19 protein-coding genes and 1 tRNA gene are annotated in these 18,073 nt (G+C 63.8%); 18 read left to right on the forward strand and 2 right to left on the reverse strand.

Annotated features, from left to right (window positions below; translation table 11 throughout):
- Nucleotides 1–4 precede the first annotated feature (4 nt).
- From ACYVDN_RS14865 to ACYVDN_RS14875, 3 genes are all read left to right on the forward strand, one after another.
- Nucleotides 5–445: an HIT family protein gene (locus ACYVDN_RS14865; protein WP_460572959.1), complete on the forward strand. Its 441-nt coding sequence runs from the start codon at nucleotides 5–7 to the stop codon at nucleotides 443–445.
- Nucleotides 446–690: 245 nt separating this feature from the next.
- Nucleotides 691–763: transfer RNA gene (locus ACYVDN_RS14870), tRNA-Arg, on the forward strand.
- Between the two features lie 270 nt (nucleotides 764–1,033).
- Nucleotides 1,034–2,086: a tyrosine-type recombinase/integrase gene (locus ACYVDN_RS14875; protein WP_460572960.1), complete on the forward strand. Its 1,053-nt coding sequence runs from the start codon at nucleotides 1,034–1,036 to the stop codon at nucleotides 2,084–2,086.
- Nucleotides 2,087–2,134: 48 nt separating this feature from the next.
- Here ACYVDN_RS14875 and ACYVDN_RS14880 read toward each other — a convergent pair whose 3' ends face one another.
- Nucleotides 2,135–2,713 (reverse strand): helix-turn-helix domain-containing protein, encoded by a 579-nt coding sequence (locus ACYVDN_RS14880; RefSeq protein WP_460572961.1) that lies wholly within the window; start codon nucleotides 2,711–2,713, stop codon nucleotides 2,135–2,137.
- A gap of 104 nt (nucleotides 2,714–2,817) precedes the next feature.
- Here ACYVDN_RS14880 and ACYVDN_RS14885 point away from each other — a divergent pair, with 104 nt between their 5' ends.
- The 15 genes from ACYVDN_RS14885 (at nucleotide 2,818) to ACYVDN_RS14955 (ending at nucleotide 15,533) form a co-directional block, all read left to right on the forward strand.
- On the forward strand, nucleotides 2,818–3,015 hold the full coding sequence (locus ACYVDN_RS14885; RefSeq protein ID WP_460572962.1) for a helix-turn-helix transcriptional regulator: 198 nt from the start codon (nucleotides 2,818–2,820) through the stop codon (nucleotides 3,013–3,015).
- Between the two features lie 221 nt (nucleotides 3,016–3,236).
- Nucleotides 3,237–3,896 carry a DUF2637 domain-containing protein gene (locus ACYVDN_RS14890; RefSeq protein WP_460572963.1) on the forward strand — a complete coding sequence of 220 codons (660 nt, stop codon included), beginning with the start codon at nucleotides 3,237–3,239 and terminating at the stop codon, nucleotides 3,894–3,896.
- 5 nt (nucleotides 3,897–3,901) lie between these two features.
- Nucleotides 3,902–4,639, forward strand: a complete 738-nt coding sequence (locus tag ACYVDN_RS14895; RefSeq protein WP_460572964.1) for an RNA polymerase sigma factor — start codon at nucleotides 3,902–3,904, stop codon at nucleotides 4,637–4,639.
- Nucleotides 4,636–5,730, forward strand: a complete 1,095-nt coding sequence (locus tag ACYVDN_RS14900; protein WP_460572965.1) for a hypothetical protein — start codon at nucleotides 4,636–4,638, stop codon at nucleotides 5,728–5,730. The genes ACYVDN_RS14895 and ACYVDN_RS14900 overlap by 4 nt, the downstream gene beginning before the upstream one ends.
- 224 nt (nucleotides 5,731–5,954) lie before the next feature.
- Nucleotides 5,955–6,461, forward strand: a complete 507-nt coding sequence (locus tag ACYVDN_RS14905) for a hypothetical protein (protein WP_460572966.1) — start codon at nucleotides 5,955–5,957, stop codon at nucleotides 6,459–6,461.
- A gap of 7 nt (nucleotides 6,462–6,468) precedes the next feature.
- Complete coding sequence (locus ACYVDN_RS14910; RefSeq protein ID WP_460572967.1) at nucleotides 6,469–6,621, forward strand: hypothetical protein; 153 nt, start codon at nucleotides 6,469–6,471, stop codon at nucleotides 6,619–6,621.
- Complete coding sequence (locus ACYVDN_RS14915) at nucleotides 6,618–6,956, forward strand: hypothetical protein (RefSeq protein ID WP_460572968.1); 339 nt, start codon at nucleotides 6,618–6,620, stop codon at nucleotides 6,954–6,956. The genes ACYVDN_RS14910 and ACYVDN_RS14915 overlap by 4 nt, the downstream gene beginning before the upstream one ends.
- Before the next feature lie 11 nt (nucleotides 6,957–6,967).
- Nucleotides 6,968–7,996, forward strand: a complete 1,029-nt coding sequence (locus ACYVDN_RS14920; RefSeq protein ID WP_460572969.1) for a hypothetical protein — start codon at nucleotides 6,968–6,970, stop codon at nucleotides 7,994–7,996.
- Nucleotides 7,996–9,540, forward strand: coding sequence for an SCO6880 family protein (locus ACYVDN_RS14925; protein ID WP_460572970.1), 1,545 nt, complete (start codon nucleotides 7,996–7,998; stop codon nucleotides 9,538–9,540). Before ACYVDN_RS14920 ends, ACYVDN_RS14925 begins: the two co-directional genes overlap by 1 nt.
- Before the next feature lies 1 nt (nucleotide 9,541).
- Nucleotides 9,542–10,981, forward strand: coding sequence for a hypothetical protein (locus ACYVDN_RS14930; protein ID WP_460572971.1), 1,440 nt, complete (start codon nucleotides 9,542–9,544; stop codon nucleotides 10,979–10,981).
- Nucleotides 10,978–12,777: a type IV secretory system conjugative DNA transfer family protein gene (locus ACYVDN_RS14935; protein ID WP_460572972.1), complete on the forward strand. Its 1,800-nt coding sequence runs from the start codon at nucleotides 10,978–10,980 to the stop codon at nucleotides 12,775–12,777. The genes ACYVDN_RS14930 and ACYVDN_RS14935 overlap by 4 nt, the downstream gene beginning before the upstream one ends.
- On the forward strand, nucleotides 12,777–13,181 hold the full coding sequence (locus ACYVDN_RS14940; RefSeq protein WP_460572973.1) for a hypothetical protein: 405 nt from the start codon (nucleotides 12,777–12,779) through the stop codon (nucleotides 13,179–13,181). The genes ACYVDN_RS14935 and ACYVDN_RS14940 overlap by 1 nt, the downstream gene beginning before the upstream one ends.
- Complete coding sequence (locus ACYVDN_RS14945) at nucleotides 13,178–13,645, forward strand: hypothetical protein (RefSeq protein ID WP_460572974.1); 468 nt, start codon at nucleotides 13,178–13,180, stop codon at nucleotides 13,643–13,645. The genes ACYVDN_RS14940 and ACYVDN_RS14945 overlap by 4 nt, the downstream gene beginning before the upstream one ends.
- A gap of 94 nt (nucleotides 13,646–13,739) precedes the next feature.
- A complete protein-coding gene (locus ACYVDN_RS14950; RefSeq protein WP_460572975.1) occupies nucleotides 13,740–14,183 on the forward strand; it encodes a single-stranded DNA-binding protein in 444 nt (147 codons plus the stop codon).
- Nucleotides 14,184–14,552: 369 nt separating this feature from the next.
- Nucleotides 14,553–15,533, forward strand: a complete 981-nt coding sequence (locus ACYVDN_RS14955; RefSeq protein WP_460572976.1) for a hypothetical protein — start codon at nucleotides 14,553–14,555, stop codon at nucleotides 15,531–15,533.
- A gap of 146 nt (nucleotides 15,534–15,679) precedes the next feature.
- Here ACYVDN_RS14955 and ACYVDN_RS14960 read toward each other — a convergent pair whose 3' ends face one another.
- Complete coding sequence (locus ACYVDN_RS14960) at nucleotides 15,680–18,037, reverse strand: hypothetical protein (protein ID WP_460572977.1); 2,358 nt, start codon at nucleotides 18,035–18,037, stop codon at nucleotides 15,680–15,682.
- Nucleotides 18,038–18,073 lie beyond the last annotated feature (36 nt).

The following is an 18,073-nucleotide window of genomic DNA, read 5'->3' on the forward strand; positions in this document are numbered from 1 at the left end:
GGCTATGGCAGCGTTCACCGAGCGCGGATCGACGAAGCCGTGCGCGTTCTGCGCGATCGTGCGCGGCGAGTCATCCGCTCGCGAGGTCTTCAGATCGGATGACTTCGTCGCCTTCCTCGACGCCCACCCGGTGTTCCACGGGCACGTGTTGATGGTGCCGACCCTGCACATCCAGACCTACGACGAACTGCCGTTGACGCTGGCCGATCCGTGGCTGCGCACCTCGCAGTCACTTCAGCGCGCCGTCGAGAAGGCAATGGATGCCGACGGCAGCCTCCTCATCGTGAACAATGTCGTCTCGCAGTCGGTGCCGCATCTGCACCTGCACGTCATCCCGCGGTCCCGCGACGACGGCCTGCGCTTCTGGCTGGGACCACGTCATGCGTATGCCGACGCCGAGCAAGCGGATGCCACTGCGGCCGCGATCCGCGCAGCCATGGGCTGACCGGTCGGCGCTGGATTTCGGAGATTTGAGGCGACACGCCCGCCGGTGGACCACGACACGCCCCGGGGCGGCGCGGATCTCCGATTTCGGCAAGTGGGGATGTTCCAGGACAGGCGGTAGGGGCCGTGGGGTTGTTGCCGCACGGGGGGGTCCACGTCTCTTGGGACGATTTCAGTGCCCGGCCACGGCCTGATATAGTCGTCAGGTTGATCAGGGAGCGCTGAGGTTCCGGATCAGCACCGATCGCGCCCGTAGCTCAACGGATAGAGCATCTGACTACGGATCAGAAGGTTGGGGGTTCGAATCCCTTCGGGCGCACACCAGAAAACAGCGAAAACCCCCGGAATTCCGGGGGTTTTCAGCATTTGCGGATGACACCCGGCACCACCGGATGACACCAGCATGTGTGCACTCATGTGTGCACTAGCTTGCTAGCCTGCTGATGTGCCGAAGCGACGCGACCACGGCCAGGGCGGCCTCTACGAGCTTAAGAGCCGTGGCCTGTGGCGCGGAGTCGTCGACAACGGCTACACAGCAGACGGACGGCGTCGTCAGTCGTATGTGCACGCGAAGACGCGCGAGGAGTGCGTGCAGAAGCTGCGCCGGCTGATCCGGGAGATCGAGGAGAACGGCAGCCCGCTCGACCACCACACCCGTATCGCCGATCTCGCCGAGACGTGGCTAACAGATGCAGCGGGACGGCTGAAACCGAAGACCATGCAGGGCTACCGCTCGCAAGTAGCAACGAACATCCTCCCTCTACTCGGCAAGCGAGTGGTCGGCGACCTGAAACCCTCGGACATCCGACGCCTGCATGCGGCGATCTTCGCCCGCAAGCTGGGACCGGCGAGCGTCGCCGCAGCCCACCGCGCCCTGTCGGCCATGCTCGGCTACGCCTGCGATGAAGGCTTGATCTCCCGCAACGTGGCCGAGTCGGTCGACATCCCCCAACAGGCGCCCGTCGACCGCGACTCCCTGACTCGATCCGAAGTGCAGGCGCTCCTCGACCTCGACGATCCCAAATGGACGCTGGCACTGCTCTCAGGGGCCCGCGACGGTGAACTACGCGGGCTTCGCATCGGCGACCTGGACCTGGAGGGAAAGAAGGCGCACGTGTCCTGGAACCTGGTGGAAGCCACGTTCCGGCACGGCTGCCAGGTTCCCTGCGGCAACAAGACAGCGGGTCGCTGCCCGCAGCGCGAGCTTGACATCGCTCCGAACCTGGAAGTTCAATCGCTGCGAGGCCGCTGGGTACTCGCACGCCCCAAGGCCTACCGGCCGCGGATCGCCCCGCTCACCGACGAACTCGCGACAGCTCTGCGCAGACACGTTGCGGCGGATGCGGGACCGAATCCGCATGGACTGGTCTGGCACCGACCCGACGGCAGCCCGCTGACGAACGCCGACACCAACGGCGCCCTCCGAACTGCGCTGACGCGAGCAGGAATCCAGCGGCCGGCAACGATGCATTGGCTTCGCCACACCTACACCACCATGGCCGAGCATGCCGGACTCGAGTGGGTCGTCTACGCGAGCATCTCCGGCCACGCGTCCGAGGACATGTCCCGCCGCTACACCCACCAACTCGAGCAAGAGGCGACCGCAGGAGTCAACCGGCTCAACGCCTATCTCCGTGCCTAGCTTCCGCGAGCTCCGCCCGCGCACGCCGGCCTGAACCTCGGACGCTTCCTACCCGCGATTCTGATCAGGAACGCCGAGGACCCACCCGCACGTCGCGAGGTAGCCCGCCAGCTCGACGATCTCTGCCTCCAACGCTTCGACGCGTTGGTCAGGCACGTGGCCATCACGTCCGTCCTCTAGTGCTGACTGGGCTGCTCGCTGCCGAGTCACCTCACGTTGGAGCCGACGGAGGGTGCGGTAGGCATCCATCTCACTGAGCGTCAAACGCTCGGCGGCGTGGGCAGCTCGATGGTCAGCCCCTGAGATGCCGCCAAACCAGGCATCGAATTCCCCGGCATCCATCGCCGAAAGATGCTCGCTGATGTTGGGCAGGTCTATCGATGCCCTTGGATTCGAGACGTCGGCGAGCAGCTGCACGGGTGGCACCTGCAAGGCGTGAGCGAGGTTGAGAAGCTGGCTGACGCTGATGTCGACCTTCCTGCCAGCTTCGATGTTCTCGATCACCGCAGTTGTCACATTTCCGCCCTGGATGGTCTCGGCCAGCTCTCGTGGCGACTTGAACCCGCGCCGACGGCGCACCTCGCGAAGGCGGTGCCCGATCCCACTCGTATCGTTGCTGCTTGCCATTTCGACAGGATATGCCCGTCACTCTTGTCAAACCAACATTCACACATTACCGTCAAAACGACAGCAATGTCATTGTGTTGATGTTAAAACGACGGGAGCGGATCATGTTGGGGGACTACATTCAGGCAACTGAGGTTGAGGAGATCACCGGGATCTCCCTCGGGGCACTCGCCCAGTTGCGCTATCACGGCAAGGGGCCGCGGTTCTACAAGCCGACGCCTCGGACTGTGCTCTACAAGAGGGCGGAGGTCCTGGCCTGGATCGAGGCCAGTGCCCGCACCAAGACCGGGGCGTTGGTGTGACCCCCGCGCAGCCGCTGGAGGCGGAGCTCGTCGATGGGTATCTGATCCCGGTCGACCCTGCGCTGGATGACGAGTGCGAGGCGTGCCAGTGAACGCCAGAAAACCTATCGCCGCGTCTAAGTTGTCTAACCCTGTTCGAGGGGTAATTTCCGGAGGCGATGACACGCCCACTGCACGACCCAGGTGCTGCCTTTCGGCGGCCCGTGAGGCGGTGAACCTTCATGGCTGAGGACCCCGCGACGCCGAGCACGAACCGTCGGGTGCTGTTGTGGGCCACCGCTTCGGCGGTCGCGCTCCTCGCTGCGGCAGGTTTCGTGCTGTCCTTCTCCTCCCTGATCGACTTGGCCGTTGAGTCGGGAATCGACCGGCAGCTGGCGTTCCTCTGGCCGTTGATCGTTGACGGATTCATCGTTGTGGCGACTGCGGCCGCGTTCGCGTTGAAGGGGCGTGCCCGTCATGTCACGTGGTACCCGTGGACGGCGTTGGTCTTTTTCTCCGCGATCAGCGTCACCGGCAACGCGGTGCACGCGATCCAGGCCGCGGATGTCCGTGTCCCGATCCTGATGGCCACAGCGGTCTCCTCGATCCCGGCGATTGCTCTGCTGGTTGCCACACATCTGCTGGTCGTGATGGTCGACGCCCACCGCGGGGATCCCAGTCGGTCCTCGACGGCGACCGTCCTTGACCCCGAGGCGGCGACCGGCAGCCAGCTCCTCGCAGCGGTCAGGGCCGCCGGGGATCGGGGCGAGCCGGTCACCGGGAAACTCGTCGCCTCCCTCGCGGGCACGTCGGTACGCACCGGGCGTCGGCGGCTTGCCGAACTACGACAGCAGTTCCCCAACCAGGTTCCGAAGCAGACGAGTTCCGTCGAAAGGGTGTGAGGGCGATGTCATGGGGGGACGCCAAGACAGCGACGCAGGACAACACACAAGAACTACTGAGCGCCGTCGACGACATGAAGGGGTATGTCGTCCACCAACTGCCCGCTCAACCCGATGAAGTGGACACGGTTCTGCAGGAGACCCGGGAGACCGTTTGGCGGAAGGCGACCTCTTTTGACCCGGCGAAGGGGACGCCGAGCCGATTCGTGTTCGGCTTCACCCGCAACATCGTGCACCGCCACCAGCATCACCACGCCGATGCCGAGCACCTTCCCGAGGATGTCCCGGCACCACACGGCGCCGACATCCTTGCCGGGCTGGTACGCCGGTTTGACCTGCATCGATGGATCAGCCTCGTCGCAGACTTCGTCGGCGTTGAGGAATGGGAGATCATCACCGATCTGGCGTTCGAAGACGGAAAAACGGACCTGATCGCGGCGCGCCATGACATCAGCCCGCGGCAGCTGAGATCAGTCCGAGACCACGTCTCCCATGTCACCTACACGGTCCGCGCCGCTCTGACCGCGATCGACCTGCAACTGCCACGCACGGATTCCGTGCTGGTCAGCTGCCTGCCGCCACATGGCGGGTACCGCGAGACGGCCGAACACCTGGACGAGTCCGGACCCGTCCTCGCCGCCAGACTCGGCATCCATCCCGGCTCAGCCCGAGCACGCCTCGCGACCACCAAACGCCTGTTGACGATTGCCCAGATCGTCCTCGACCGGGACTCCGCAGCATGAGTTCCGGCGCGCTGATCGGTGCAGGCCGATCCAAGACCGGCCGCACACTGATCGTCCTGATGGCCCTGGTCGTGACCCTGGTTCCGATCTCCATCGCCCTCTTACCGGCCAGCATCGTCCTGGCGATGGGCTCCGATGCCGGAGGCGGCTTCACCGGCGCCTGTATGGGAGAGACCCCCGTCGTGCGATCGGGTCAGGCCGTCGACGGATACGGGCCGGATCAGCTTCGGATCGCGGCGACGATCATCGACGTCGGGCAACAACGCGGCATCGATACACACGGCCAGCAGATCGCCGTGATGACGGCGATGGGCGAATCCTCCCTGACCAACTTGGATCACGGAGACGCGGTCGACAACACCACCATCGGCGTGTTCCAACAGGGCGTCACCTATGGCACTCGAGCACAACGCCTGGACCCCGCCACCGCTGCAGCGGCGTTCTACACCCGCATGCTCGCCATCCCCGGGTGGGAGCAACTCGACCCGTCGCTTTTGGCGCACCGCGTCCAGATCAACGCGGATCCGAATCACTACACCCCGTACTACAAGCCGGCGGGCGACGTCATCGCGGCCCTCGCGGGCACCAGCGGCACCGGGTGTGCGATCCCGGCCGACGCGGTGAGCGCGGCGAAGCTCCTGGTCACCGCGATCAATGACGGAAAGCTGACCTTCCTTGAGGACCGGTACCAGCAACAGGTCATCAACATGGCCAACGGCACCGCCACACCGCAATGCCGTCTGGACGTGCACGTGCTGCAGATCATGGTGATCGCGGTGAACGACTTCCAGCAGGTCGGAGTCTCCGATCTGAACCGCCGCTGCACCGGCGAGACACCAGGCGCAGGGACGGCATCAGCGCACTGGCAAGGCAAAGCAGTCGACTTCTACGCCCTCAACCATCAGTCGCTTACCGGCGCCGACAGCCTCTCTCTCCAGCTGATCCGGCTCCTTGACCCCTACGTCCCCCACGGCTCAGGTCTCGGCCAATCCGACGTGCGAGCTGCGGACGGCGACCCCATCACGGGACTTCACAACTTCACTCTCCAGTTCCCGGACAGCCCCGACCACCAGCACATCCAAGTGCCCTGACCCGGGTGCGCGCCGAAAATCTACCGATCGGAGAAGAGCAAGTGAAGGCACTCACGAAAGGACAAGCGATGCGCCGAGCAACTCCCACCATCGCCACCGTCGGTCTGGCCTTGGTCCTTGCCTTGACCGGGTGCAGCACGACACCCACCGCACGACACACGACCGGACCACACTTCACTGCCATACCGGAGACGGCTCCCCACCCCACAGCAGCCGCCGGGCCCTTGGCGGAGGAGATCGCCAGAAACGTTCTCGTCTCCGTCTACTACGAATCAACGATCAGAGCCACGCACGGGTGCGGATGCTCGCTGAAGGGCGACAAGAAGGAAGAGCTCTTCCCCGCAGGAACCCTGGTAATGGCAGTGAAGATCACCCTCACCGGCACATGGTCGCCCGATCAGGGAAATCGCACCACGCAAGACGTCACCGGAATGACATTCACCGGGACACGGTTTGAAGGCCGTCCTGAAGCCGCCGTCCTGGCCACCCGAGACGGCGCTGCGATTGCCAACAAGCTCCACGTCCCCTGGATGCCGCAGGGACTGTTCGACGCCGGTCCGTGGAAGATCACGAACAATCAGCCAGCCGCATTCGCCGCTGCCTGGTACGTCCCCACCGGGGTGAACCGCCTGGACCTGACGGTGAACATCCCCTCGGAGAAGCATCCAACCAACCTCTTCGTCGACCTACCCACCGCCGTCCTGCACGCGACCTCACCCGGTGGGGAATGAGGACCCGATGAATCTCCTCCCCGCTCTGCTCGGACTGGCCGGAATCGTGCTCATCGGCCTGGTCGGCATCCTCGGCATCGGCTTCCTGAAAGCGAACCAGCTACGACACGACAACCACGACCACCTTGACCCTCAACCGCACGAGAGGAACGAACCATGAACGCCACCATCACCACCTCAACGCACCCTGTCCTGGCCACCCTCCAGGCACGGCTCGGCAGCCTGTTCACCGTCGCGAGCCCGACACCGAATTACTCCGGTCCCGGCAGCAGCGCCCTGCAAACCATCACCAACATGCTGTTCGGCGACGTCCTCATCCTTGGCATCATCGGCGTCCTGATCGCGGCCGCCTGCATCGTTCTGGGCCACGTCTCGAGCAACAACCGGCTGATGAAGGGCGGCATCATCGGCGTGCTGGGCTGCATCGTCGGCGTCGCCCTGGCAGGCAGCGCAGCCGGACTGATCAACTTCGGCGCATCACTGCACGTGGCGTGAAAGGTGTCGTGATGCTGCTTCTCGCTACCGCTGACCCGTGGACCCCGAACTACGGATGCTTCGTCACCGACTGGGGCTGCCAAGCCTCGCAAACCGTCGCCGGATTCATGGCCTCCATCATCCGCCAGCTCGGCGACTTCATCGGCACCATGATCGCCGGATCCTTCAACACGAACATTGACCAGAGCAGCTGGGCGGTGGCGCACTCACAGTTCCTGTTCTGGGTCGCCGTCACCTCACCAGTCATCCTGATCATCGCGCTGGTCCAGATCGGCATCGGCATGATCCTGCAGGACTGGCGCCGAATCGGCCGCACCGCGATCGGCGCCATGATCGCCATCCCGTTCAGCGCACTCTGCGTCTGGGCGATGCAACAGTTCTCGACCGTCACCGACGGAATCACGCAGAGCCTCACCTCCGCTGCACAAGGCGGAACGATCCAGGACGCCTTGCTCCGAGTCGTCGGCCTGGCCGATCTGCCCAGCACCACATTGACTGCCGGGATGACCTCGACCCGGTTTCTGCAGGGAAGCCCGATCTACGACCTCGTCGTCTCCGGGTCAGCGAACAAGGACGCCGTCGGCAACTACTTCCTCGCCCTGTTCGTCGTCGCGCTGATGATGATCTCCACCCTGTTCCTGTTCATTGCGATGTCGATCCGAGAATTCGGGCTGCTGGCGCTGGCTGCGATGGCGCCGATCGCGTTGATGATGATCGGGCAACCCAAACTCGCTGCGTGGGCCGAACGCTGGGCCAGCCTGACCACCGGCCTTCTCCTGGCGAAACCCCTCGCGGCGGGGGTGGTGCTCCTGGCGATCCAGTTGACGAAGTCGGCCGACAGCATCGGCGTGCTGCTGGTCGCCGCCGGGGCCGTGATCGCCGCATCGCTTTCTCCGTTGTGGGCAACCCGCCTGGTCTCCTTCGCCGGAACCGAGGTCGGCAACGCCTTGCATCGACGTCCCTCGGTCCGAGACCAGATGTCCCGAGCAAACACCGCCGCCGCACCCGTGCGCGCGATCGCCAGAGTTGGAGGCCACTGATGAGCACACTCACCGCCGAAAGCACCCTCACCACGGACGACGGCGCACCCCGGGTCCGGTTCGCCGCCAGGGAGCGACGCGGCGTCATCCTCGGCCTGAGCCTTGGCCAACTCATGGTCATCGGTCTCGTCGTCGCCATGCTGCTGATCACCCTCTTCGTGAACATCAGCGCACTCTCGGTGATGCTTCCGATCGCCGCTGTCGTGTTCTTCTTCGGCGTCGGCACCTACCGTCGCGAACCGATCCTGCAAATCCTGTGGCAGGCCGGCCGCTACACTTACCGGTCCCTGCAAGGCCAGACCCACTTCCGGCGTGACGTGTGGTGGCGGGTCACCACGACAAGCCTGGACATCGGCAAAGCCCACCAAGACGCCATCCGCCCCGTCCCGGTGGCACGGTTCCTCCTTCCCGGCGCGCTGGGAGACGTGCACATCATCCAGATCCCCGGCGCCGGGGCGTTCATCTACAACGCCCGCGGCAAGCTCGCCTCCGTGACCCTCCGCGTCGCATCGAAGGCATGGTCGCTTCGGGACCATGGCATGCAGCGCGCCGCGTATGACGGATTCGTGGAATGGCTCGCGTCGCTGGAGAACATGCCCGGCCTGGTCGAGGCAACCTGCCGAGTCCGTGTCGACCGCGCCTCCACGAACGAGCTCGACGAATACGTCACCAGCCGGATTGCCCAGCACACCCCCACCGTGTCCGACGCGGTCGCCGAGGACTACCAGCGACTGATCACCGCCGCCGGACGACGGTCCATGGGATTCACCAACTACGTCACCCTAACCTTCTCCACCTCAACGATCAACGCAGCGATCCGTGACGGTGGAGGCGGCCTAACCGGGTTGGCTGCCGTCCTGAAAGAACGAGTCGCCGGGCTGGAACCGGCATTGGAACGGGCACGACTGACCGTCCAGGAATGGCTCACTGCAGCTGACCTGGACGATCTCCTCGCCGCGGCATCCGACCCGATCAGCGCAGCTCACCGTCGCGAACGGGAGTCCCGTGCGCACCGCGCCCCTGACCCGAACCAGCCAGTGATGGGCATCGACGAAGCGTGGAATACGCTCCGGGTTGACCAATCCTGGCATCAGACCTTCTGGGTCGCCGAATGGCCCCGCACAGACGTTCGCAGCGGCTTCCTGGAACCACTTCTGTATGCCGGCGACGCCACCCGGGTCATCACTCTCCAGGTCCGCCCCGTGTCCATCCACAAGGCGCTCGGTGAGGTGAATCGAGCACAGAGCGACATGGAGACCGCGGCCGAGATCCGGCTCCGCCTGCACTCACGCGTCACCCTCTCTCACCAGCGCGAAGCAGACGCCCTCGCCGCCCGGGAAGAGGACCTCGTCGATGGGTTCGGGGACGTGAAAGTCCGCGGCTTCATCACCATCTCAGCCGAAACCGAGACCGCACTCGCGCGGGCACGGACCGAGATCGAGCAGGCCTCCCACCCGTCCCGACTGGTCCTGGCATCCATGGCCGGACAGCAAGCCGCCGGCTTCGTCACCAGCACACTCCCCGTCCCCGTGGAAGGAAACTGAGATGACGCAGGCACGAGTGATGGGCTCGATTCCCGCAGGCGATGGGCGGGCACTCAAGACCGCACGTCACACAGAGGCTCCGGAAAGCAGCGGTCGCCGGCTTCTCCCGGCAGGCGAATTGTCGCCGTCGAAGATGCCCGCGTGGGGTTGGCGACACGGGAACAATCTCCGGGGTCCACTTCGGGCGTCATCTCCGGCGCACAGAGTCTCGTCCAAGACCCTGGGAGGCGCGTATCCCTTCCTGGCCGAGACCGGTGACATCCTCACCGGGGCATATATCGGCGAGAACCAGCTCTCCCGCACCCCGTTCTGCTTCGACCCGTGGGACGCCTACTCCGCCGAGATTGTCCGTTCCCACTCGGTCGCGATCCTCGGCGTGAAAGGCACCGGGAAATCCATGCTCGCCAAGTCCTGGTCTGCCCGGCTCGCCCGCCTCGGACGGAAGATCGCCGTGCCGCATGATCCCAACGGCGAATGGGTGCGCGTTGCGGAATACGTCGGCGGGAAGTCCATCAGCGTCGGCCCTGGCCGCGCTGCCCGCATCAACCTTCTCGATGAGGGACCCCGCGATAGGGGCTTCAGCGATGAGCAGTGGAACCAGAACGTGCTGCAGTACCGCCGTGCCACGATCAAGACGATCGTGCGCCGCCTTCGCGACGGCGCCACCCTGGAACCCGTCGAGCACACCGCACTCGACATCGCCCTGGATGCCGTCCGCGACCAGAGCACGGTCACGGTCGCGCACGTCTACGACCGACTCGTCGACCTTGACGCCGAAGCAGAAGTCACGGACGCCGGCCGACGACTCGCACACGCACTACGCCGCCTCGTCTCTGGAGATCTGACCGGGTTCTTCGACGGGCCCTCCACCGTGGCATTCGACGCGGACACCCCGATGATGGTCGTCGACACCTCCGCACTGAAAGGAGCCTCGCCCGAAGCACAAGCCCTTGCCAGGCTGGCCACGGCGAACTGGATCCGCCGAGCCACCCTGGGCAGCAACCGGCAGGCGCGCGTCATCGTGCACGAAGAAGCCGCGGTCGAGCTCCTCAACGACGTCTCCGGAGGCGACCAGCTCGCCGACCGTGTCGAAGACGAGAAAGTCGCCCGCCACCTGGGCACCTCGAACTGGTATTTATTGCATCGCATCGCCGACTTGGACTCCCTCGGCGACCGCGACTCCGCGCTCCACGCCCGCGCCCTCGGGCTTCTGGCGGACTGCGAGACCCGGATCTCCTACGCGCAGCACGTGGGAGAGATCGCCCGATCCAGGGAGATCCTCGGATTCAACGACAGCGAAGCCGAAGTGGTCCGCAAACTCCACAAAGGCGAAGGGCTCTGGCAGATCGGCCCCGACCGTCTCGCGAAGGTAAGGAACATCTGCACCGACCACGAGCTGGAGATCTTCCGCACCGACGCCCTCGGAGGTGAACGGTCATGAAAGACAACCGCACCACACTCGTGCTCCTCTACACGATCTGCGGCGGCGTGCTCATCGGTCTGATGACAACCGGCATCGGCATGCTCGCGATCCGGCTCAGCTGCGGCCGCGGAGGCGACCCGACGAGCTTCATCGCCGGTCTGCAATGGGCGATCGGCAATGACCTCTCCGGCTATCACGTGCCGACGGGCTGCGCCCCGTCCGTCACGGCACCACGCCTCCTGGACGTCCTCGCGCTGGTGCTGCTGATCACGATCGGAGTGGCCGGACTGGGGTGGTGGTCCCGGTATAAGCAGTCGGACCGGCACTTCATCCACGACCTCAAGACACGCGACGGATTCGCCAAGACGGGCGAAATCCGGCGACACGTCTCCGCGCGCGCGGTCACGGCGAGAACCCACACGCTGCGACCCACTGCCACGGCTGCGTCTCCCGAGCTGGTGGGGTGGAAGGTTGGTCGGTCGCACCGATACGACGTGTACGTCTCGATTGAGGACTCCGTCGTGGTGGAAGGCGCGCCCCGCAGCGGGAAAGGGTTCCGCTTCATCATTAACGCCATCCTCGACTGGAGTGGCCCCCTGATCACCACCTCCACCCGCAACGACAACCTCGCCGCAACCATGGCCGCCCGCGCCGCCCGCGGAGAGGTCACCGTCTTCGACCCCCAGCAGCTTTCCGGCGTCCGATCCACACTTCGTATCTCACCGATCACAGGCTGCGAAGACCCGCTCGTCGCCGACCAGCGCGGGCAGGCCATCGTCGCCGGAACAGCGCTGGGTGCCTCATCGAAGAACCAGGAATGGGCGCACGTGGCATCCTCCGTCCTCTCCCGGCTGCTGCATGCCGCCGCAGTGTCCGGACGCGGCGCCGACGCGCTCGCCCGATGGGGCTCCAACCCACGCCTGGCACTCGAAGCAGTGAACGTCCTCACCGCAGACGGCACACCCGGCTGGGCGGAAGACCTCGACGCGATCATCAACGGCGACGAACGCCTCCTCGCCTCCAGCTGGTTCGGCGTCGCCGCCGCAGTCCGGCCACTCGCGATCCCCGCAATCCGCGAAGCGATGACACCCGGACCAGGGGACAGCTTCGACCCCGACACGTTCCTGATTGGAGAGAACAGCCTTTATCTGATCGGCACCGGTGCCGGTGCAGGATCCGTCGGCGGGTTCCTCGGCGCCGTCCTCGACGACATCGTCGAAACAGCGCGCCGCAAGGCCCTCGCCTCCCACGGATCACGCCTCGACCCACCCCTGGCATTGGTGCTGGACGAGATCGCGAACATGTTCTCCTGGCCCGCCCTGCCCCGCGTCATGGCCGACGGCGGTGGCATCGGCATCTCCACCGTCGTCGTCCTGCAGGCCCTGTCCCAGGCAGAGACCGCCTGGTCGAAAGCGGAAGCAGACACGATCTGGTCTGCCGCGACAGCGAAGCTCCTCCTCGGCGGTGCCAGCGATGTCGACCACCTCCGCGACGTGGAATCTCTCCTCGGCACCCGCCGCATTAACAGCCGCGCCCACACCTACAGCGACACCAACACGACCACGAATGTCAGTCGGGAGAAGGTCCCCGTCTTGACCGTTGATGAGATCCGCCGCCTCCCGCAGAGCATCGGACTCCTCGCCTACCGCAACCGCCGCGGTCTCCTCCTCGACCTGAAAGGGTGGACTGAGAGACCAGACGCCGCCACCATTAGCGCCGGGAAGACGGCGACAGAAGCGGACCAGCAGCAGGTGTTCGCACAGCAATACGAACACGCCCGGCAACGACGCGCGGCCGCAGGGGAGCGGCGCTAATGTCCAACCGCCGCAAGCCGACATGGGACGCCGCCGGATACCGTACCCGCTATCTGCACTCACCCGCCTGGTACCGCAGACGCGCGAAATGGTTCATCGCCGAACGACGCGACCACGGCGAACTGCGCTGCGCGCTCTGCCTCGGCACCGGTTCCGAGAAGTCTCTCGAGCTGCACCACCTCGACTACCGCGGCGTCAGCCGCGGCCCACACGGGTGGATCGCCGCCGAACCCCACAGTGACCTCACCGCCTTGCATCCACGCTGTCACGAGTGGGTGCATACCCTCATCGACCGTGACCGCGCGCTTTCCGGACTCGTGTCCCGCCGAGCTGCCACCCACCAGGCCGTCTCGAGACTTCGCGGCAAGATCGCACAACTCCTGCAAGAAGGAGGTGACCAGTGAGCGCGGACGACATTGCCGGGCTCTTGGAGTCCCTCCCCGAAGGATGGGAACAGGAATCACGCGACCGGCTCGGCAGCATGCTCGGCGTCACCATCGTCAACTGGCGCACCCTCGACCCCGACCTCGCACCCGAGACATGGGAACATCTCGCGGACTGGGTCGACTGGTTCACCGACCGATACCAGATCCCACAACGCAAGATCCCCGCCTGCTGGTACCGACACCCCGCCCTCGTCGAAGAGCTCTCCGCCCTCCACACCGCCTGGACCGTGTCCTTCGACACGGTCGACGCCGGATACGGACCCATCGGCTGGCACGAACGCCTCGCCGCCGCCCTCCCACGCCTCGCCACCTGGTACAACGGCGAATGCCACGACGGCCACACCCACCCGCACACCACCCCACAACCCGGGCACCACCACGACCCCGGCTGGACGGACTGGGCCACTTCTCCACACCCCTGACGCGACGCGCGCCCCCGCGTGCACGAACATCCGCCAGGTCGAGAAGAACAGGTGAGAGCTCCACACAAGAGCGCCGTCAGGAAAGGAAAACACCATGTCGAAGATCCCGATCACCATCGAAGGCAACATCACCGCCAACCCCGACTTCACCCAGACCGAGAACGGGGTCAAGTACGCCAGGTTCACCGTCGCCGTCACCGACCGCAAGCTCCAAGACGGCCAATGGGTCGACGCAGGCGTCCAGTACCACCGCACCACCGTGTTCGGCCGCACAGCCGAACACGTGCGCGACAGTCTGAGCAAGGGCGACGCCGTCCTCGTCAGCGGCAACCTCGAATTCCGGCACTGGGTCGACGAGAACAGCCAAGAATCCCGCACCTCGACCGAAATCATTGCCGACGCTGTCGGCCCCTCCCTCCGCTACACCACGGCCCACTTGGACCGGCGAGCCCCAAAAGCTGACGGCCCGGCCATCGAACAGACCGGGCCCACACCCATCCCAGCAGCCGGCGCCGAGCCGGCAGGCCTCACACGATAGATCCCGCACGAGAGGACATTGGGTGGGGTGGGCGGCCGACCGGCTCGCCCACCCCATGCCCGACGAACACGTGATAACCCACAATGCACACACGCCGGCTCAAAACCGCCAGGCCGACACACTGCAGGGCCGCACAGATACGCTGCCTCCATCAACGGCTACCCGGCGCTGTCATTCGATGCTTGACGGTTGGACTCGAGCCTTAGTCGTTGGTTGCAGGATGTGAAAGCATTCTGATTGCCATCTTCGGCAGCAGGCGCCCGACGCCGCCATTCAGAATCGGAGGCTGACTTGGCCAGTACGCATGTGGAGCCAGTCTGGGAAAAGAGACTCGCACGAGTCGTCCGGGACAGTCTTCGGTTCATCAGCGTGGCGGCGGCATATCACCACAATCAAGTCGTGGTGCGGGGTGTGCCAGTTCTCGACGGCGACAGGCGCGTGATCTACCGGTACGGAGTGCGTGGAGTGCCGGCGCCCGACGGGTGGGACGAAGAACTCCACGATATCCTTGGGGCAGCAGGATCAGTACTTGAGATTGCCATGTTCAATGTTGCGACATCGCAAGCGAATCCCTCGCTTACCCCTAGTCAGGAGAGCCGCACCCACTTCCCGATCGCTTCGACTGAGGCCGGCTGGCGCTCAATGGCAGGTCAGCCTCATATCAGAGCCTTGACGACCGCGCAGCGCGACGAGCTTCGGGCAATCCAGCCTTTTGCTACGGGCGACCCAATAATGGCTTGGTTTCACACAGTATACAATCATGACAGGCATCGCAGACCATTAGAACTCGCAGCGATCCCGGACCCGGAATTTGTGATGCTCTTCATGAATATCGAGCCGCCGATGGGAACAAATGAGTATTGGCTCGATTGGATCGACCCCCTACCTCGAATCGAGAATGGTGTCGAATTTGTAGCGTACAGGTCAAAGCAAAGAATTCGCCGCGCCGGGCTGGAAGACGTGCCCGTCAGTCTTGCGATCTGGGTAGATGGTCGTTGGCAGGATATTCAAGATCTGTTGTGGGAAGTAATGGAGTTCACGGCGCGAGCGTGCGCCATCCTCAGCAACGAAGATGTCTCGCACGTCGACGCCCTACGTGAATACATGACTGCCGAACGGCAGCAGCTTGCGGTGTTCAGGAAAATGATGACTCGGGCGAACTCAACCAATTCAGCGATCCGTGAACCATTGCACGCCGAATGGCAGCGATGCGTACAAGTGACCAGAACGGCGGCTGGACGCTTTGCGGAGGTATTTGGCGCTCCACCGCCAGGCCACGGGCCGGCTTCCTCCACTCAGCCGGCCGCCGAGCGGTCATCCGGATCAGGACGGGCTTTTCGTGCTAGATGACGGCACTTGGGGCGTCCGATTTCTCGCAGCGCGTCCCAGCGCCGACCTGGCGAGACAGAGGGGATCGGGCGATACGCAGGATCTACCGCAAATGTCGATGCGCATCTTTTGGTTGTTTATTTATGTGCCTCCCAATGCTACGGGGCCTACGAAGAGGTTGCACCCCGCGATTCGCTCAGCCTTGAGGTCTCGGCCATTCGAGTTGTGGCGCGTCGTGGGCGGGGGTAATTGGCCCACATGTTCGAAAACTCGCTACTGTAGCCGCGCTCAAAGCGGAGGACCTCGTTGCCATCTTCGAAAGCCGCTGCACGGACAAGGAGCTGATTTCGGGTAAGGTCTGGGAGTCCCGCCCATTGAAGACTGGAAGGGCGACTGACGGTGTGCTCGAGACTCCGTGGCCCCAGGAACTGTACAGTGCGTCTGCCCCAGCGGTCAGTTGTTTCTCCACCTGGAGTGAAAAGATTCAAACCGAACCCTAGATTCTCGATCAACCGAATTGCTTGCGCTACCGCTTCCAAAGTCTGCGCCATCTGGGCGACCTCTGGAGACGTGCGCCGATAGTGAGAGAAATCGTTCCGAACTTGGTAAATATTTGCCTCGCGCAGCACCTGTTCGATGCGGCGAAATCCACTGATGATCCGGATCTGGCTGTGATCCGAGATATCAAGAAAAGGAAGCCTAGCGGCGAACGGGAACTTCTGAAGTTCAGTGGCCGTCGCGTATATGGGAAACTCGGATTCGGGTCGTTGGTAGTCAGCTTTCTTTGTTTTGACGCCCTCGAGAACTGCTGCTAACACACCGAAACCGCGCATGAGTGGGTACATCGTGAGGACCCCGTTAAATCGAAGCTTCTCGCCAGGCGCAGTCGCGTGTTCCGACCTCACGTAGCGATCGAGAAGTTCAAGCCCGGCGGGGCGGTCCAGGTCTGGCGTGTAGTTAAACGGTCGGGGTGACGCTGAGTGGTCATGCAACAGAGCCCACGTGGCGAAGGCTAAGGAGTCTTCGAGTCGACCTTCAAGCTCGGAGAAGTACGCGGAGGCCTTGCCCTTGAAGTCGGCAGCGTCGTCAGGGCCAGTTCCGAGCCAACTCTGCACAGCTGCAACTACCTTTTCGTGTTGTCGCCAGAATTCAGAGTGGAGGTCCTCGGGATCGCGGTCATCAAACCCGAGCTTCCAGAGGAGCCTCGAAATGATCTGATCGTCGGTCGCCCCTTCAAAGTCTCCCGCTCCGACGAGTTCGCTAGCGGCATTCGCGCTAGCGTGCCCCGAAAGGACGAGTCGGGTTAGGGCCTCCCCAGGGGCTTGAGAGCGAAGGTATTCGTCGAGACGTACTTCGAGTGACACTCCGTCGATGCCCCGCAATTGCCATCCGAGCTCTTTGCGCTGATCGTCTCCGGCCTCCAGATAGATCTGGCGGAACAATTCGCGTTCGCGAAGGATCGGAAGGCCAGGATCCCCCGACACGAACCGCACTCCGTTCGTACCAAGCTGAGGTTGGAGTCTGAACGCTCCTGCCCTCAGATGTTCAGTCGAGACCGGACGCCGGACCTCACCAGGGGGAACAGCGATCGTACCTCGGCGCACGAGCACATCCAGTGCCGCGCTCACGGTGACATCGTCAAACTGGACGAGCATTTCCTCGAGAAACGCCTCACGTGTGGTGAAGCTGGGTATCGCTCTATCAGCTCCTAGGTACTCGTGGAGTAATTCCAACTCCGGGTTGCTTAGACAATCGCCGACAAGGGTCACAATTGGGGCGGTCCAGCTATTGCCAAAATAGCTTTCATTGACACGCCCGATCTCGTCTGCAAGTCCGGCCCATTCGGAAGGCTCATTCGGGAGGTTTCGGAGAAGTCGCTCAAACTTGCCGCGTTCGGCGTTGATCGCCGCATTGTGCCCAGTGCTGAGAATTACGGAGTGCAACTTTCTACACACCGGGTCGTCACAATGGAAAGCTGGAACTCGCCGTGTTGACCTCAGAGTTCTCCGATACTCGCTCGTCCGTACACCTGAAGGGCCCACCACAAAGCGTCCATACTGAAAGACCCCGGGTGGTATCGAATCCAGGAGTTCGATCGTTTCCTCATTAGTTAGCAGGTCCTTTTCAACCTCGAACGTGGCCGCGAAGTAGTCGTACAGATCATTTCCGAAAAGGAAGGGAAAGCGGACTTTCCCGGCTGCGATTTGATCTGAGATGGCGCTAACAAGCTTAGATATATCGGTGTTGGCGACGTCGACAAACAGTTGGTCGTGGCCGAGAGTGAGAGCGCACATAAGATGGGCCTCCAGGCCAGGCACTTCCTCTTGGCGGATGAGGCGGCCCTTCATGTCACGTCCGGCATCCGTGAGTGCGATCGAGGTCGTGACTGCACTCGTCACCGAATACTTGTCCGGTATGATGCAGTCGGCCAGGAGGTCCATAAGGTCGACGACCTCTATGAAGCGCTGTCTCCACTCCGGGTCCTTGTGGATTTCAAGCAGTGTCTTCGCGGTCGTCCCGGCCATTGGTCCCTCAGTTCCTGAACTCGGCTTCTGATGGAT

It is taken from the genome of Humibacter soli, from assembly GCF_054779035.1.

Bases quoted from the DNA above. Each gene is read 5' to 3' on its own strand.
- ACYVDN_RS14895 (WP_460572964.1), top strand. From the start codon at position 3,902: ATGTCATGGGGGGACGCCAAGACAGCGACGCAGGACAACACACAAGAA.
- ACYVDN_RS14940 (WP_460572973.1), top strand. From the start codon at position 12,777: ATGTCCAACCGCCGCAAGCCGACATGGGACGCCGCCGGATACCGTACC.
- ACYVDN_RS14910 (WP_460572967.1), top strand. From the start codon at position 6,469: ATGAATCTCCTCCCCGCTCTGCTCGGACTGGCCGGAATCGTGCTCATC.
- ACYVDN_RS14900 (WP_460572965.1), top strand. From the start codon at position 4,636: ATGAGTTCCGGCGCGCTGATCGGTGCAGGCCGATCCAAGACCGGCCGC.
- ACYVDN_RS14950 (WP_460572975.1), top strand. From the start codon at position 13,740: ATGTCGAAGATCCCGATCACCATCGAAGGCAACATCACCGCCAACCCC.
- ACYVDN_RS14925 (WP_460572970.1), top strand. From the start codon at position 7,996: ATGAGCACACTCACCGCCGAAAGCACCCTCACCACGGACGACGGCGCA.
- ACYVDN_RS14960 (WP_460572977.1), bottom strand. From the start codon at position 18,037: ATGGCCGGGACGACCGCGAAGACACTGCTTGAAATCCACAAGGACCCG.
- ACYVDN_RS14880 (WP_460572961.1), bottom strand. From the start codon at position 2,713: ATGGCAAGCAGCAACGATACGAGTGGGATCGGGCACCGCCTTCGCGAG.
- ACYVDN_RS14920 (WP_460572969.1), top strand. From the start codon at position 6,968: ATGCTGCTTCTCGCTACCGCTGACCCGTGGACCCCGAACTACGGATGC.
- ACYVDN_RS14885 (WP_460572962.1), top strand. From the start codon at position 2,818: ATGTTGGGGGACTACATTCAGGCAACTGAGGTTGAGGAGATCACCGGG.
- ACYVDN_RS14865 (WP_460572959.1), top strand. From the start codon at position 5: ATGGCAGCGTTCACCGAGCGCGGATCGACGAAGCCGTGCGCGTTCTGC.
- ACYVDN_RS14930 (WP_460572971.1), top strand. From the start codon at position 9,542: ATGACGCAGGCACGAGTGATGGGCTCGATTCCCGCAGGCGATGGGCGG.
- ACYVDN_RS14890 (WP_460572963.1), top strand. From the start codon at position 3,237: ATGGCTGAGGACCCCGCGACGCCGAGCACGAACCGTCGGGTGCTGTTG.
- ACYVDN_RS14935 (WP_460572972.1), top strand. From the start codon at position 10,978: ATGAAAGACAACCGCACCACACTCGTGCTCCTCTACACGATCTGCGGC.
- ACYVDN_RS14915 (WP_460572968.1), top strand. From the start codon at position 6,618: ATGAACGCCACCATCACCACCTCAACGCACCCTGTCCTGGCCACCCTC.